12 protein-coding genes are annotated in these 14,191 nt (G+C 61.2%); 7 read left to right on the top strand and 5 right to left on the bottom strand.

Annotation, left to right across the window (positions count from 1 at the left end):
• Positions 1–95: 95 nt before the first annotated feature.
• Together amn and C7534_RS15930 are read left to right on the top strand one after the other, a co-directional pair.
• Positions 96–1,595 carry an AMP nucleosidase gene (gene amn, locus C7534_RS15935; protein ID WP_175648968.1) on the top strand — a complete coding sequence of 500 codons (1,500 nt, stop codon included), beginning with the start codon at positions 96–98 and terminating at the stop codon, positions 1,593–1,595.
• Between the two features lie 71 nt (positions 1,596–1,666).
• Positions 1,667–2,302: a pseudouridine synthase gene (locus C7534_RS15930; protein WP_027924272.1), complete on the top strand. Its 636-nt coding sequence runs from the start codon at positions 1,667–1,669 to the stop codon at positions 2,300–2,302.
• Here C7534_RS15930 and C7534_RS15925 read toward each other — a convergent pair.
• Positions 2,297–2,506, bottom strand: coding sequence for a DUF2788 domain-containing protein (locus C7534_RS15925; RefSeq protein ID WP_007937369.1), 210 nt, complete (start codon positions 2,504–2,506; stop codon positions 2,297–2,299). The genes C7534_RS15930 and C7534_RS15925 overlap by 6 nt on opposite strands.
• A 206-nt stretch (positions 2,507–2,712) precedes the next feature.
• Positions 2,713–3,192 carry an Lrp/AsnC family transcriptional regulator gene (locus C7534_RS15920; protein ID WP_030129517.1) on the bottom strand — a complete coding sequence of 160 codons (480 nt, stop codon included), beginning with the start codon at positions 3,190–3,192 and terminating at the stop codon, positions 2,713–2,715.
• A 435-nt stretch (positions 3,193–3,627) separates the two neighbouring features.
• On the opposite strand from C7534_RS15920, the gene C7534_RS15915 reads away from it, so the two are divergent.
• A complete protein-coding gene (locus tag C7534_RS15915; protein WP_109786336.1) occupies positions 3,628–4,674 on the top strand; it encodes a DUF6515 family protein in 1,047 nt (348 codons plus the stop codon).
• Here C7534_RS15915 and C7534_RS15910 read toward each other — a convergent pair.
• The gene (locus tag C7534_RS15910) at positions 4,659–5,564 is read right to left on the bottom strand and encodes a cation diffusion facilitator family transporter (protein ID WP_077431215.1); all 906 of its coding nucleotides are present in this window, start codon (positions 5,562–5,564) and stop codon (positions 4,659–4,661) included. The genes C7534_RS15915 and C7534_RS15910 overlap by 16 nt on opposite strands.
• A gap of 30 nt (positions 5,565–5,594) precedes the next feature.
• A complete protein-coding gene (locus C7534_RS15905) occupies positions 5,595–6,014 on the bottom strand; it encodes a hypothetical protein (RefSeq protein WP_046028688.1) in 420 nt (139 codons plus the stop codon).
• 110 nt (positions 6,015–6,124) lie between these two features.
• On the opposite strand from C7534_RS15905, the gene hrpB reads away from it, so the two are divergent.
• A complete protein-coding gene (gene hrpB, locus C7534_RS15900) occupies positions 6,125–8,641 on the top strand; it encodes an ATP-dependent helicase HrpB (RefSeq protein ID WP_109786335.1) in 2,517 nt (838 codons plus the stop codon).
• 126 nt (positions 8,642–8,767) lie between these two features.
• Here hrpB and C7534_RS15890 read toward each other — a convergent pair whose 3' ends face one another.
• On the bottom strand, positions 8,768–9,688 hold the full coding sequence (locus C7534_RS15890; protein WP_046028870.1) for a LysR substrate-binding domain-containing protein: 921 nt from the start codon (positions 9,686–9,688) through the stop codon (positions 8,768–8,770).
• Positions 9,689–9,913: 225 nt separating this feature from the next.
• Here C7534_RS15890 and C7534_RS15885 point away from each other — a divergent pair, with 225 nt between their 5' ends.
• The 3 genes from C7534_RS15885 to C7534_RS15875 all read left to right on the top strand — a co-directional run bounded on the left by C7534_RS15885 (position 9,914) and on the right by C7534_RS15875 (position 14,189).
• Entirely contained in the window at positions 9,914–11,407 is a 1,494-nt protein-coding gene (locus C7534_RS15885; RefSeq protein ID WP_109786333.1) for an aldehyde dehydrogenase, read from the top strand.
• Between the two features lie 31 nt (positions 11,408–11,438).
• Positions 11,439–12,809: an aspartate aminotransferase family protein gene (locus tag C7534_RS15880; RefSeq protein ID WP_109786332.1), complete on the top strand. Its 1,371-nt coding sequence runs from the start codon at positions 11,439–11,441 to the stop codon at positions 12,807–12,809.
• Positions 12,810–13,202: 393 nt separating this feature from the next.
• A complete protein-coding gene (locus C7534_RS15875) occupies positions 13,203–14,189 on the top strand; it encodes an ABC transporter substrate-binding protein (protein ID WP_046028681.1) in 987 nt (328 codons plus the stop codon).
• Positions 14,190–14,191 lie beyond the last annotated feature (2 nt).

The raw sequence follows: 14,191 nt of genomic DNA, 5'->3' as shown, positions 1-14,191 counted from the left end.
CGCGGGCAAGCCCGCTCCCACAGGTTCTGCCTGTGCCTGACTATTGATGTATTGCCCAAACACGACTGTTCCCGTGAAGCGACGATGCAGGCAAGATGAAGGTCTGCAAGTCAGAACACAGGATGCTGATCGTGACCGAAGCTTTTATTATCGTTCAAACCGCCGAGCAAGCCGTGGACCGGCTTGCGCTCTTGCACAATCGTGCAACCACCGCGTTGAATCAGGCGCTCAAGCGATACCTCAAGGATCGTGTCGAGCCGGACGCCGAGCAGCGGGCGATGTTCCGTTATCCCGAACTGCGTCTGACCTATCACTGCCAGGGCGAAGTCCCGCAGACCACGCGCGCCTACGCCAAGGTTCAACTGCCCGGCACCTACAGCGTCACCGTCACCCATCCGGCCGCCTTCCGCAAATACCTGCTGGAACAGCTGGTGCCGTTGATGCACGACTTCACCGTGACCGTGGAAGTCGGTATCAGCCAGCAAAACATTCCTTACCCGTACGTGGTCGAGCAGGGCGATGAGCTGGCCGGTTCCGGCGTGACCGCTGCCGTGCTGGCGCGGGTGTTCCCGAGTACCGACTTGTCTGCGGCCACCGACGGCATTGCCGATGGCTTGTACGATTGGGAAAACACCGACCCGCTGCCGCTGGCGCTGTTCGACGCCGCGCGGGTGGACTTCTCCCTGCGCCGCCTGGTGCATTACACCGGCAGTGACTGGCGTCATGTGCAGCCCTGGATCCTGCTGACCAACTACCACCGCTACGTTGATCAGTTCATCGTCCATGGTCTGGAGCAATTGCGCAGCGACCCGCGTTTTGTGCGCATGATCTTGCCGGGCAACGTGATCATCGAAAAGAGCATGGACCACGGCGAAGCATCGGCGATTGCCGCCGGTGTGGTGTGGCACCGTTACCAGATGCCGGCCTATCACCTGATCGCCAGCGATGGCCATGGCGTGACGCTGGTGAATATCGGCGTCGGCCCGTCCAACGCCAAGAACATCACCGACCACTTGGCGGTGCTGCGTCCGCATTGCTGGCTGATGATCGGTCACTGCGGTGGCTTGCGTCAGTCGCAGACCATTGGTGACTACGTGCTGGCTCACGCGTACATGCGCCGCGACGGGATTCTGGACCGGGTCGTGCCACCGAACATTCCGATTCCGGCGCTGGCTGAAGTGCAGATGGCATTGCAACAAGCGGCGGCCAACATCACTGGCGAGAAAGGCGATGAACTGAAAAAACGCCTGCGCACCGGCACCGTACTGACTTATGACGACCGTAACTGGGAACTGCGCTGGGCTCAGGAGCGCCCGTTGATCAACCTGTCCCGCGCCGTGGCGGTGGACATGGAAAGTGGCACTATCGCTGCCCAGGGTTATCGCTTGCGGGTGCCGTATGGCACGTTGCTCTGCGTCTCGGACAAGCCGCTGCACAGCGAAATCAAGTTGCCGGGCTCGGCCAACGCCTTCTATGAACGTGCGGTCAGCCAGCACTTGAAGATCGGCATCGAAGCGGTGGATCTGCTGCGTACCGAGCTCAACTCGCTGCACTCGCGCAAGCTGCGCAGCTTCGACGAGCCGCCGTTCCGCTAACGGTTGTCATGGTCATTTGGCGGTCAGGGCACTAGCATTAGCAGCCCTGACCGTTAGATGTTCCTTTCCCCATGCCTCGTCCACCACGTCCCGCACCTCGCCGTCCTGGCGCGAATACTCCTTCCTCAGCCCCGCGTCGTGTCGCCAAGGCGCCGCCGGCCGAGCCGAAGCTGATCCTGTTCAACAAACCGTTTGATGTGCTGACGCAATTCAGCGACGGCGAAGGGCGGGCGACGCTCAAGGATTACATCGAGATCCCGGGGATTTACCCGGCCGGACGCCTGGACCGCGACAGCGAAGGCTTGTTGCTGCTGACCAACGACGGTCAGTTGCAAGCCCGTATTGCCGATCCGAAACACAAACTGGCCAAGACGTATTGGGTGCAGGTAGAAGGCGAGCCGAGTGCCGAGCAGTTGCAGCGTTTGCGTGACGGCGTCGAACTTAACGACGGGATGACTTTGCCGGCCGAGGCGCGGCAACTGGAAGAACCGGAGCTGTGGCCACGCAACCCGCCGGTGCGCTTTCGCAAGAGTGTGCCGACAAGCTGGCTGGAGCTGGTGATTCGTGAAGGGCGCAATCGTCAGGTGCGGCGCATGACGGCAGCGGTCGGCTTGCCGACATTGCGTCTGGTGCGGGTCAGGATAGGTGACTGGACGATCGAAGGGCTCGATCAGGGCCAGTGGAAGGAAGTGCCGGCGCGTTTATAACGTGCCGGATTCAATCAGGCCGATCACCACGCTTTTGATCACGAACGCGGCCACGCCCAGACCCAGAACAAAGAACAGAATGAACGAGCCAAAGCGCCCGGCCTTGGACTTCTTCGCCAGATCCCAGACGATGAAACCCATGAAAATGATCAGAATGCTGACAAGGCCAGTCATCATCCACTCTTCAAATACTGCAGGATCCATCGAACATCTCCAGCGCGGGCGAGGCTAAAAGGGCGCGGGGAGTATACGCCTCGCTGGCTGCGTACAGTATTGGCCTGCGGCGGTGTGTCGCAGCTATTCGTCGCCTGTGCCGGCCCCATCGCGGGCAAGCCATGCTCCTGCGGGTTTGCATCTGCCACGAATCCGCACCAAATCTGTAGGAGCAAAGCTTGCTCGCGATAGCGTCTTCAGTTGCGCAGATGCGTCAGGGGCAATTCAGTGCTGTTGAGTACCTGGTTCAGCACAAAGCTCGAACGAACGCTGGTGACCCCTTCAATCCGGGTCAGGTGCCCCAGCAGTAACTTCTGATAGTGATCCATGTCCGGCACCACCACCTTGAGCTGATAATCGGCATCCATCCCGGTCACCAGGCTGCATTCCAGCACTTGCGGCAATGTACGAATCGCCGCTTCGAAGTTCTCGAAGCGTTCCGGGGTGTGCCGGTCCATGCCGATCAGCACGTAAGCCGTCAGGCTCAAGCCGAGCATTTTACGGTCCAGCAGGGCGACCTGGCGGGTGATGTAGCCGTCGTCCTCCAGTTGCTTGACCCGGCGCGAGCAAGGCGAGGGGGACAAGCCGATGCGTTCGGCCAGCTCCTGGTTGGAGATGCGCGCATCACGCTGCAATTCCGCCAAAATGCTCAAGTCGTATCGGTCGAGTTTGCTCATCAATGAGGCCTTTGTCGTAACTATTGCGGCAGATTATCTATCCAAGGTTAAAAATTGCGCAAGTGATGTTTATTTGAGCAATCTTCGCAATCCTCTGCCGGCGCCCCAGGCCTATTCTTATCACCAGAATCACTGCTCGGACAAACAGTCCACAGCGGCTCGCCCAATCAGGCCAGCCGCGGCCGCCACCCCCACCGGGGATGTGCCGGCCCCCGAGCTGCACACTGTCCAAAAGACGGGGTGAGGTGAGCCGACGTCATAAGCGTCGAGCACGGACGAAGTTCTCAAAGGGAGGCCGACGGGTCTCCCTTTTCTTTTGCCTGCGATTTCTGCACGGCCCTCAATAAATAAGTTTCGCGACTGATAACCTGTTTCAGAACCGGCCTGAACTTTCCCAGTCTTACGTACAGGCCCTAACCCGTAGTGAGGAAAAGCATGAAGTCGCGCATCTGGCGTTTGGCCGGTGTTGGTTTGTTGTGTGTCGGTGTCACTGCGCAATCACTGGCCGATGATCAACAAAACCGTGGTCCCGAAGGCGGGCAGCATGAGGGCGGCGGTCATCAGGGCAACGGTCAGGGGCATGGCGGTAACAATCAGCCGCACCCGCAGAACAACGACATCATTCGTGGCGACAACAGCCGCCAGTTCGAGCACAACGGTCAGGGTCAAAACAACGGCCAGCGGGAAAATCAGAACCATCCTGCGCCGGACTTCAACAGCCGGGTTCGCTCGCCGCCACCGCCGCCGCAATTGCCAGCGAATGACCTGCCGATTGACCCGCCGATCCACAGCCGCCCCGACACCGTGCGCCAGACCCAGCCACCGCAGCGTGGTTACTATCAGGATGTGCCTCGGCGTAACGATTACAACCAGCACTGGAATGGTTACACCGGTGCGCCGACCAATGACAATCACTGGCAGGGCGGTCGTCCGCCGGGGCATGGCAATGGCTGGGGACCAGGGCCGCGATACCGTCCGGGTCAGGAAATTGATCGCTTTCCAGACCGCGAATACCGCGTGCCTTACCGTGGCATGGATTACTTCTATTCCGGCGGTTACTGGTATCGCCCGCTGGGGCCGCACTATGTCGTGGTGCAACCGCCGCGCGGGATTCGTGTCAGCTATTTGCCTGACTATGCCGAGCAAGTCTTGATTGGCGGGTCGATGCTGTTTCTGGCGGCCGGCTCGTATTACGCCTATCAGGAGAGCACTCAGGATTACATGGTGGTCGAGCCTCCGGTTGGAGGCCCGCAAGCGCAACAACCGGCCAGCAATAGTTATGACGTGGAGGCGTATCCGGCCAACGGGCAGTCGCCGGAGCAGATCAGTCGAGACGGTTACGAGTGCTACCAATACGCGGTGCAGCAGAGTGGCTTCGACCCGCGAACCGCTACCTACCAACCGGACTCAGCGGTGGTCCAGGCCTACCGACAAGCCGAGGGTAATTGCCTCGGCAGTCGCGGTTATCAGGTCACGTTCTGAGCCTTGGCGGCCAGCACCACTTCCTGCGGGTCGGCGTGCACCAGCACTTCGGCTTTCGGGTAGGCGGCATGAATCGCATCGGCCGCCTGGTCGCTGATGCCGTGGGCGACAGACAGCGTCAAACTTCCCGGCAACTCCAGGTGCAATTGCACGAACCACTGGTTGCCGGAAATCCGCGTGCGCAGGTCATGCGCCCCTAAAACCCCCGGCACACTGCAGGCCAGTTCGAGCATGTGCTGGCTGACTTCGGGCGGCAGTTCTTCATCCATCAACACCGTAAAACTTTCCCGTGCGATCTGAATCGCGCTCCACAGAATGTAGATGGCAATGCCCAGGCCAAACCACGCATCCAGCTGATGCCAGCCAAACCCGGCCAGCACCAGTGCCACCAGAATGCTGCCGTTGAGCAGCAGATCCGAACGGTAATGCAGCGAGTCCGCACGCACCGCGTTGGAGCCCGTCGCCTTGACCACCCGGTGTTGGAGCATCAGCAATGCCAGCGTCAGCACCAGGGAAAACACGATCACCCCGATGCTGATCCACGGTGCTTCCACCGGTACGGGATGCTGGAGCCGATCAAAGGCCTGCAGGGCAATCAGCACCGCACTGCCGCCAATGAACAGCGCCTGAGCCATGCCCGCCAGCGACTCGGCCTTGCCATGCCCGTAACGGTGATCGTCATCGGCCGGGCGCAAGGCGTAATGCACCGCCAGCAAGTTGAGCAGCGAGGTGACGCCGTCGAGCGTCGAGTCGGTCAATCCGGCGAGCATGCTCACCGAACCGCTCAACCACCAGGCGATGCCTTTGGCGACGATCAGCGTACAGGCCACCGCCACCGAGGCACGGGTCGCCAGCCGCAGCAGGCGGGCGTGTTCGGAGCTGGAATTCATAGGGGCGGCATTTTCCTTTGGGGGCATCGATTACGCGGCAGGTTGCAGGCCGAACATGGCCAGTTGCTGGGCGCTGCCCTTGTGTTGAATCAGGCGTGGGTCGTCCAGCGGAAAGCTGCGGCCCAATTCTGTTTCGAGAATAGTCTGCAACTTGTGATTATCGACCTTGCCGTCGGCGCCGATCGCTTCCTTGAGTTTTTCCGGTGCAACCTGCGCGGTCTTGCCCGGCTCGAAATAGATCGCCCCGGTGGCGAAGTCCACGGCAAAGGCGATCAGGCCGGGGATGATGTAGAACAGCAGGCCCACAGCATCCAGCGCCGCGACAGCCGGGTCGATCTTGCCGTCAATTTGCCCACGGCGATCGGGATAGAAAATCGAGCCGCACGCCGTAACCTGGGTCAGCAGGGTCGCGACCAATACACCGCCAATCAAGCGAAAGGGAACACGCATGGAAAAACTCCTGAGTCATCTGGAAAACGAAGCATCGTTGTTATGAATTAGGACCGCGACAAACACCGAGCAGTTCGTCGTTATACTCGCCGCTCTGTTTGGGAGCCAGCATGAATTCTTTGCCGATTGATGAAGTTTTACCCGCCCTGCGTGAAGCCTTGGCGACACGCCACGAAGCCGTGCTCGAAGCACCGCCCGGTGCCGGTAAAACCACGCGCGTGCCCTTGGCCTTGCTCAATGAGCCCTGGCTGGCCGGGCAGACCATCCTGATGCTTGAACCGCGTCGTTTGGCGGCGCGGGCGGCGGCAGAGCGCTTGGCCAGTGAGTTGGGCGAGAAGGTCGGTGAAACCGTCGGCTATCGGATTCGGCTGGACAGCAAAGTCGGGCCCAACACCCGCATCGAAGTGGTCACCGAAGGCATCCTCACGCGGCGCCTGCAAGATGACCCGGCGCTGGAAGGCGTGGGTTTGCTGATCTTCGACGAATTCCACGAACGTAGCCTCGACGCTGACCTGGCGTTGGCCCTGAGCCTGAATGGCCGGGAGTTGTTTCGCGACGATCAACCGCTGAAAATCCTCTTGATGTCCGCAACCCTGGAAGGCGAACGCCTGGCCGGGTTGCTGGACGACGCGCCGATCCTGCGCAGTGAAGGGCGCATGTACCCGGTGGCGATGCGCTGGGGCCGGCCGTTTCAGTCAGGTGAGTTCATCGAGCCGCGCCTGGTGCAAACCGTCCTCGAGGCCTTGAACGATGAAACCGGTAGCCTTCTGGTGTTCCTGCCGGGGCAAGCGGAAATCCGTCGAGTCCATCAACAATTGGCCGATGCGCTGGGCGACAACACGCCGGTGCTGCTTTGCCCATTGCACGGCGAACTGGACCTGGCCGCGCAGCGAGCCGCGATCGACCCGGCACCCGCAGGCAAACGCAAAGTGGTGCTGGCGACCAACATCGCCGAGACCAGCCTGACGATCGATGGCGTGCGCGTGGTCATTGATGCCGGGTTGGCGCGAGTGCCGCGTTTCGACCCCGGCAGCGGCATGACTCGCCTCGACACCCAGCGCATTTCCAAAGCCAGTGCCACTCAACGCGCGGGCCGGGCCGGACGGCTGGAGCCGGGCGTGTGTTATCGCCTGTGGTCGCAGGATCAACACGAACAACTGGCGGCGTATGCCAGTGCGGAAATTCTCTCGGCCGATCTCGCGGGCCTGGCGTTGCAACTGGGACGCTGGGGCGTGACACCGGGTCAGTTGGTTTGGCTGGATGTACCGCCGGCCGCTGCTTATGCACAGGCGCAGGATTTGCTGGATCGTCTGGGCGCGCTGGATGGCGACGCATTGACCCGTCACGGTCAGGCCATGGCCGAACTGCCGGCGCATCCGCGCATCGCGCATTTGCTGTTGCGCGGGCAGGCGCTCGGTTTGGCCGACATGGCCTGCGATGTCGCGGCATTGCTCGGCGAGCGAGATATCTTGCGCGGTGCCGGGGCGGATCTGCACAGTCGTCTGGTGTTGTTGTCCGGCGAAGAGCGAGCCGCGCGGGGGGCGCAGGGCGGTGTTCAGCGCGCCCGGCAACTGGCGCGGCAATATCGTGGTTATTTGCGCGGCAAAGCGTCGGAACCGGTCAGCGATCCCGATCATTCACGCTGGCTCGGTGCGTTGCTGGCGCTGGCCTATCCCGACCGCGTGGCCCAGCAACGACGGGCCGGTGGCGCGGAATATCGCCTGGCCAACGGCCGTGCGGCGCTGTTCGCCGAAGCGGACAGTTTGATGAAGCAACCGTGGCTGGTGATCGCCGATCTCGGCAGTCGTCAGGGCCAGCGTGAAGAGCGAATTTATCTGGCGGCGGATTTCGATCCGGCACTGTTCGACACGGTGCTCGCCGAGCAAGTGCGCAACGTCGATCAACTGGATTGGGACGAGCGCGAAGGCGTGTTGCGCGCCGAGCGTCAGCGCAGGGTGGGTGAGTTGATCCTCAGCCGCGAACCGTTGACCGGCCTTGATGAAACCGCTCGCAGCCAGGCTTTGGTGAACCTGGTGCGGCGCAAAGGCCTGGAGCTGTTGCCATGGACGCCGGAGCTGCGTCAGTGGCAGGCGCGGGTCGCGTTGTTGCGCCAGTTGGACCTTGCCGGCAAGGGCGACAGTGAGTGGCCGGATGTCAGCGACGTCGCCCTGCTGACAAATCTTGAACAGTGGCTGATGCCGTATCTGGGCAAAGTCTCGCGACTGAGTCATTTCGCCAATCTGGACTTGTCGAGCATCGTCCACAACCTGCTGCCGTGGCCGCTGCCGCAACGGCTGGATGAGCAGGCGCCGCATCATCTGAGCGTACCGTCGGGTTCTTCGATTCGTCTGGACTACAGCGAACAGCCACCGATTCTGGCGGTGCGTTTGCAGGAACTGTTTGGCCTGGCCGAGACACCGCGCATTGCCGGTGGCCGGCAAGTGGTCAAGCTGCACCTGCTGTCGCCTGCGCGGCGCCCGGTGCAGGTGACGCAGGATTTGGCGAACTTCTGGCGCAGCACCTATGCCGATGTGAAGAAGGATTTGAAGGGGCGGTATCCGAAGCACTATTGGCCGGACGATCCGCTGGTGGCCGAAGCGACGGCGCGGATCAAACCCCGTAAGTAACGTTTACTCTGATCGTTCCCACGCTCTGCGTGGGAACGCCGCCATGGACGCTCTGCGTCCGCCTTTGTGACGCGGAGCGTCACGGGATCCATTCCCACGCGGAGCGTGGGAACGATCAAATAACGATCAAGGTTTGGTCTGGGCCTTGGCGGTCAACTGCTCCCGGCAATAATCGGCAAACAACTGCGCCGGTTTGGTCAGTTGCCCGCGCTTGAGCCACGCCGCCACCAGCCCTGAGCCGGTGACGTCTTCGACGATGTCCACGCACACCACTTTCTGGCCGTCGTAGGTGCACTCCGAATGCGGCCGCGTGACCAGGATCGAAAAGCCGAACCCTTGGCCGACCATGCCCCGGACCATCTCGATTGACGGTGAGCTGAAGGCAATGTTCGGCGACAGGTTCAATTCTTCGAAGAGGCTGACGAAGTAGGTCCGGCTCGGTTGCACATCCAGCAGAATCATCGGCTCCAGGCACAGATCGCGCAGCGACACTTGCTTGAGCTGGGCAAAGCGATGATCCGCCGGCAGCAGCGCATAAGGTCGCTGCGCCGGCATCAGCGGTTCGGTCTGGATGGTGGCGTCGAGGTCGTGCTCGTACAGGATCGCCAGGTCGAAGGTGCCCGACGTCAGGCCTTGCACCAGCTCTTGCTGCTCGCCGTCGCGGATGCGGATTTTCACCCCCGGATACAGCGCCGAGAACCCGGCGATCAGTTGCGGCAAGTACAGCGGCGCGACCGTTTCGAAGCAGCCGATATCGATTTGCCCGGCCACCACGTCGTTGTCGGCCAGGGCGTTCTGTTCGAACTCCTTGGCCATGCGCAGCAGCTCCTGAGCCTTGCGGTAGAAGCGCGCACCGCTCGGGGTCAAGGACACGCCCTGGGCGTGATGACGGATCAGCAATTGCACGCCGAAGCTGTCTTCCAGGCCTTTGATGGCCGTGGAGATCGCCGGCTGGGCGATGTACAGCTTGCGCGAGGCCTCGGCGACGCTGCCGCATTCGACGGTGGTGATGAAGTATTTCAGTTGACGCAAGTTGTAGGCAGCCACGGCAAACCTCGGGGTGGATGATCCAGGCATCCAGGCAATATTCGCGCCGACTGCGTCCGTTCTGACGACGGTGTTGTTGTGCCTGAACAATAACCACATACCGCGCCACGGGGGAGGTTGGCTGCCCAGTTTTTTCATGGTCTGCGAAAACATTTTTACTATTTTTCGTGGACACGGGGCTGGGCCACCATCCAATCACAAGAAAAGCCCCTGGAGCATCTGAACGTGTTCGAGCTTGCATATTGGCAACACAAAGCCGCTGCGCTGCAGTTTCCCGACCGGGCCGTGATCGACGGCAAACTTCGTGCTGCGCAGTCCGGCCAGACGTTCGCCGCGATCAACCCCGCCACTGGCCAATGCCTGGCCAACGTCACCGCGTGCGGCGACGAAGAGGTCAACGCTGCGGTCAGCAATGCACGACAGGTGTTCGACGCCGGCACGTGGTCGGCGCGTTCGCCCATTGAGCGCAAGCAAGTGCTGCTGCGCCTGGCTGACCTGATCATGACCCACCGCGAAGAACTGGCGCTGCTGGACTCGCTGAACATGGGCAAACCGGTGATGGACGCCTACAACATCGACGTGCCGGGCGCCGCCGGGGTGTTTCGCTGGTACGCCGAAAGCCTCGACAAACTTTACGATCAGGTGGCTCCCAGCGCGCAAAACGTCCTGGCGACCATCACCCGTGAAGCACTGGGCGTGGTCGCTGCCGTGGTGCCGTGGAATTTCCCGCTGGACATGGCCGCGTGGAAACTCGCGCCGGCCTTGGCCGCTGGCAATTCGGTGATTCTCAAACCCGCCGAGCAATCACCGTTCTCTGCGTTGCGCCTGGCCGAACTGGCGCTCGAAGCAGGCTTGCCGGCAGGCGTGTTGAACGTGCTGCCCGGCCTCGGCGAGCAGACCGGCAAAGCCCTCGGTTTGCACCCGGACGTGGATTGCCTGGTGTTCACCGGTTCCACCGAAGTCGGCAAATACTTCATGCAGTATTCCGCGCAATCGAACCTGAAACAGGTGTGGCTGGAGTGCGGTGGCAAGAGCGCGAACCTGGTGTTCGCCGATTGTCAGGACCTTGACCTGGCCGCCGAGAAAGCCGCGTTCGGGATCTTCTTCAATCAGGGCGAAGTCTGCTCGGCCAACTCGCGATTGCTGGTGGAGCGTTCGATTCATGACGAATTTGTCGAGCGCCTCATGGCGCAGGCCGAACGCTGGCTGCCGGGTGATCCGCTGGACCCGGCGAGCGGCGCCGGGGCGATTGTCGACAGCCGCCAGACCGCGCGCATCATGAAGTTCATCCAACAGGCTGAACGTCAGGGTTCGACAAAAGTGTGCGGTGGCCGGCAGTCGATCTTCAACGGCTCTGACAACTTCATTCAACCGACGATTTTTACGGGCGTGAGCCCGGACATGCCGCTGTTTCGCGACGAAGTGTTCGGCCCGGTGCTGGCCGTGACGGCGTTCGATGACGAGGCACACGCCTTGCAACTGGCCAACGACAGCGTCTACGGTCTGGCCGCTTCGCTGTGGACCGACGACCTCAATCGCGCCCACCGTGTGGCGCGGCAATTGCGAGCGGGCACCGTGTCGGTCAACAGCGTCGATGCGCTGGACATTACCGTGCCTTTCGGTGGCGGCAAACAGTCGGGCTTCGGCCGTGATTTGTCGCTGCACTCATTCGATAAATACACCCAGTTGAAAACCACCTGGTTTCAGCTGCGCTCATAACAGCCGCTAATAACAAAACGGAGAACTGGCGATGACATCACCACGTGAAACCCGCGACTACCAGGCCGCCGACGCTGCGCACCACATCCACGCATTCGTCGATCAAAAGGCACTCAATGACGAAGGACCCCGGGTGATGGTGCGTGGCGAGCGCCTGCACCTGTGGGACAACGACGGTCGGCGTTATCTGGACGGCATGTCCGGGTTGTGGTGCACCAACCTCGGTTACGGGCGCAAGGATTTGGCGGCGGCGGCGACTCAGCAGCTTGAACAACTGCCGTACTACAACATGTTTTTCCACACCACCCACCCACAGGTCATCGAGCTGTCGGAGCTGCTGTTCAGCCTGCTGCCGGGGCACTACAGCCACGCGATCTACACCAACTCCGGCTCCGAGGCCAACGAGGTGTTGATTCGCACCGTGCGCCGTTACTGGACGATCCTCGGCAAGCCCGAGAAGAAAGTCATGATCGGGCGCTGGAACGGTTACCACGGTTCGACCCTGGCCGCGACGGCGCTCGGTGGCATGAAGTTCATGCACGAAATGGGCGGCATGCTTCCCGACATCGAACACATCGATGAACCGTACTTTTTCGCCCACGAAGGTAACCTGACGCCGGCTGAATTTGGCCTGCGGGCCGCGCAGCAACTGGAAGCGAAGATTCTCGAACTGGGCGCCGACAAGGTCGCAGGTTTCATCGCCGAACCGTTCCAGGGCGCGGGCGGGATGATCTTTCCGCCAGAGAGCTACTGGCCGGAAATCCAGCGCATCTGCCGCAAGTACGACGTGCTGTTGTGCGCCGACGAAGTGATCGGCGGCTTTGGTCGCACCGGCGAATGGTTCGCCCATGAACACTTCGGTTTCGAGCCGGACACCTTGTCCATCGCCAAGGGCCTGACTTCGGGTTACATCCCCATGGGCGGGCTGATCCTGTCGAAGAAAATGGCCCAGGTGCTGGTGGAGCAGGGCGGGGTGTTCGCCCACGGCCTGACCTATTCCGGGCACCCGGTAGCGGCGGCGGTGGCGATTGCCAACCTCAAGGCCTTGCGTGATGAAGGGGTGGTGACGCGGGTCAAGGATGACATCGGCCCGTACCTGCAACAGTGCTTGCGCGAGGTGTTCGGCAATCACCCGTTGGTGGGCGATATTCAAGGCGTCGGCATGGTCGCGGCGTTGCAATTGGCCGAGGACAAAACCAGCCGCAAGCGCTTTGCCAACGAGAACGACATCGCCTGGCGTTGCCGCACGATCGGCTTTGAAGAGGGCGTGATTATTCGCTCGACGCTGGGGCGGATGATCATGGCGCCAGCGTTGATTGCCACTCGGGAAGAGGTTGATGAACTGGTGGGTAAAACCCTGAAAGCGGTGGATCGCACGGCTCAGGAATACGGTCGCCTCTGACATTGCTGGAAGGTCCTGCGGACCTTATCGCGGGCAAGCCCGCTCCCACAGAAATGTGTGTCGGTTGCGAAAATTTGGTACGGCACAGGACCTGTGGGAGCGGGCTTGCCCGCGATAGCTATTGTCCAATCGCTACACTTTTTCAGTCTTGCACCCTCCTTGGGCATCCCCGCCCGCAATGCCCTTTGACCGTGCGCACTACCCAGTTTTTTCATCACTCCCAACGACATATTTCCTGATTTTCCTATTCCCGGCCTTGGGCCAACATCGACTTCGCCAGTCAGCCGAACGCTGCTCACCAAGAGGTCCATCAGAGACCGCCGGTAGCCGCTTCAATCAGGCTCCTGGCCGTACTGCCCATCAAAACTAAATCAACAGCTTTGGGAGTGCTCCATGATCAAGTCCTTGCTTACCCGTTTCGCTCATCCCCTGGCGGTCACCGCCATTGCCGCCACGGTCGCGACAAGTGCCCAGGCCGGCACCCTGTCCATCGGCCATACCACGTGGGTCGGTTACGGCACCCTCTACCTCGCCCAGGACCTGGGCTACTTCAAGGAAAACGGTTTGACCGTTGAATTGCCCGTCGTCGAAGAAGCGTCGATGTACATGGCCGCCCAAGCCTCGGGCGAATTGTCGGGCTCGGCGTCGACCATCGACGAAGTGCTGAAATACCGTCCGCAATTCTGCTTCAAAGCGGTCGCCGCACTGGATGACAGCCATGGTGGCGACGGCGTGCTGGTGGGCAAGGACGTCAAGAGTTTGCAGGAGCTCAAAGGCAAGGCGGTGGCGGTGAACGAAGGGTCGACCTCGCAGTTCTGGTTGTCGTATCTGCTGAAAAAACACGGCATGACCATGAGCGACATCACCGTGCAGAACATGACAGCTGACGACGCCGCGACCGCGTTCATCGCCGGTCGCGTGCCGGCCGCCGTGACCTGGGAGCCGCATCTGTCGATGGTCCGTGACAAGCAGCAAGGCAAGGTGTTGATCGACAGCAGCAGCACGCCGGGCGTGATTGTCGACGTGGTTGCGCTGAACTGCTCGGTCATCGAGAAGCAGCCAGAAGACGTAAAAGCCTTGGTCGCCGGGTTGTACAAAGCGGTGAAATACACCCAGGAACACCCAGAAGAAGCCTACAAAATCATGGCCAAAGGCGTCGGCGGTTACCTCGCCGATCCGAAGGAACTGGCCGCCGCCGCGCAAGGCGTGCGCTTCTACGATCAGGCCATGAGCGAAAAACTGCTCGGCTCGCCAGGCAAGCCGGGCGACAGCGCACCGTTGATCAAACTGGCCAACGAAACCGCCAGTGAATTGCAGGGCAAGCCCTACAACGTCAGCAATGACGACCTGATCGACAACCGTTTCGTCAGCCCGCTGTAGGA

It is taken from the genome of Pseudomonas sp. OV226, from assembly GCF_003148705.1.
Classification (GTDB): Bacteria; Pseudomonadota; Gammaproteobacteria; order Pseudomonadales; family Pseudomonadaceae; genus Aquipseudomonas.
Note: the sequence above shows the minus strand (reverse complement) of the source record. Positions and strands in the feature narration are given on the sequence as shown.

Excerpts from the sequence above, each read along its gene's own strand:
- C7534_RS15905 (WP_046028688.1), bottom strand. The coding sequence starts at position 6,014 with ATGCGTGTTCCCTTTCGCTTGATTGGCGGTGTATTGGTCGCGACCCTG.
- C7534_RS15875 (WP_046028681.1), top strand. The coding sequence starts at position 13,203 with ATGATCAAGTCCTTGCTTACCCGTTTCGCTCATCCCCTGGCGGTCACC.
- C7534_RS15925 (WP_007937369.1), bottom strand. The coding sequence starts at position 2,506 with ATGGATCCTGCAGTATTTGAAGAGTGGATGATGACTGGCCTTGTCAGC.
- hrpB (WP_109786335.1), top strand. The coding sequence starts at position 6,125 with ATGAATTCTTTGCCGATTGATGAAGTTTTACCCGCCCTGCGTGAAGCC.
- C7534_RS15930 (WP_027924272.1), top strand. The coding sequence starts at position 1,667 with ATGCCTCGTCCACCACGTCCCGCACCTCGCCGTCCTGGCGCGAATACT.
- C7534_RS15910 (WP_077431215.1), bottom strand. The coding sequence starts at position 5,564 with ATGAATTCCAGCTCCGAACACGCCCGCCTGCTGCGGCTGGCGACCCGT.
- amn (WP_175648968.1), top strand. The coding sequence starts at position 96 with ATGAAGGTCTGCAAGTCAGAACACAGGATGCTGATCGTGACCGAAGCT.
- C7534_RS15920 (WP_030129517.1), bottom strand. The coding sequence starts at position 3,192 with ATGAGCAAACTCGACCGATACGACTTGAGCATTTTGGCGGAATTGCAG.
- C7534_RS15915 (WP_109786336.1), top strand. The coding sequence starts at position 3,628 with ATGAAGTCGCGCATCTGGCGTTTGGCCGGTGTTGGTTTGTTGTGTGTC.
- C7534_RS15880 (WP_109786332.1), top strand. The coding sequence starts at position 11,439 with ATGACATCACCACGTGAAACCCGCGACTACCAGGCCGCCGACGCTGCG.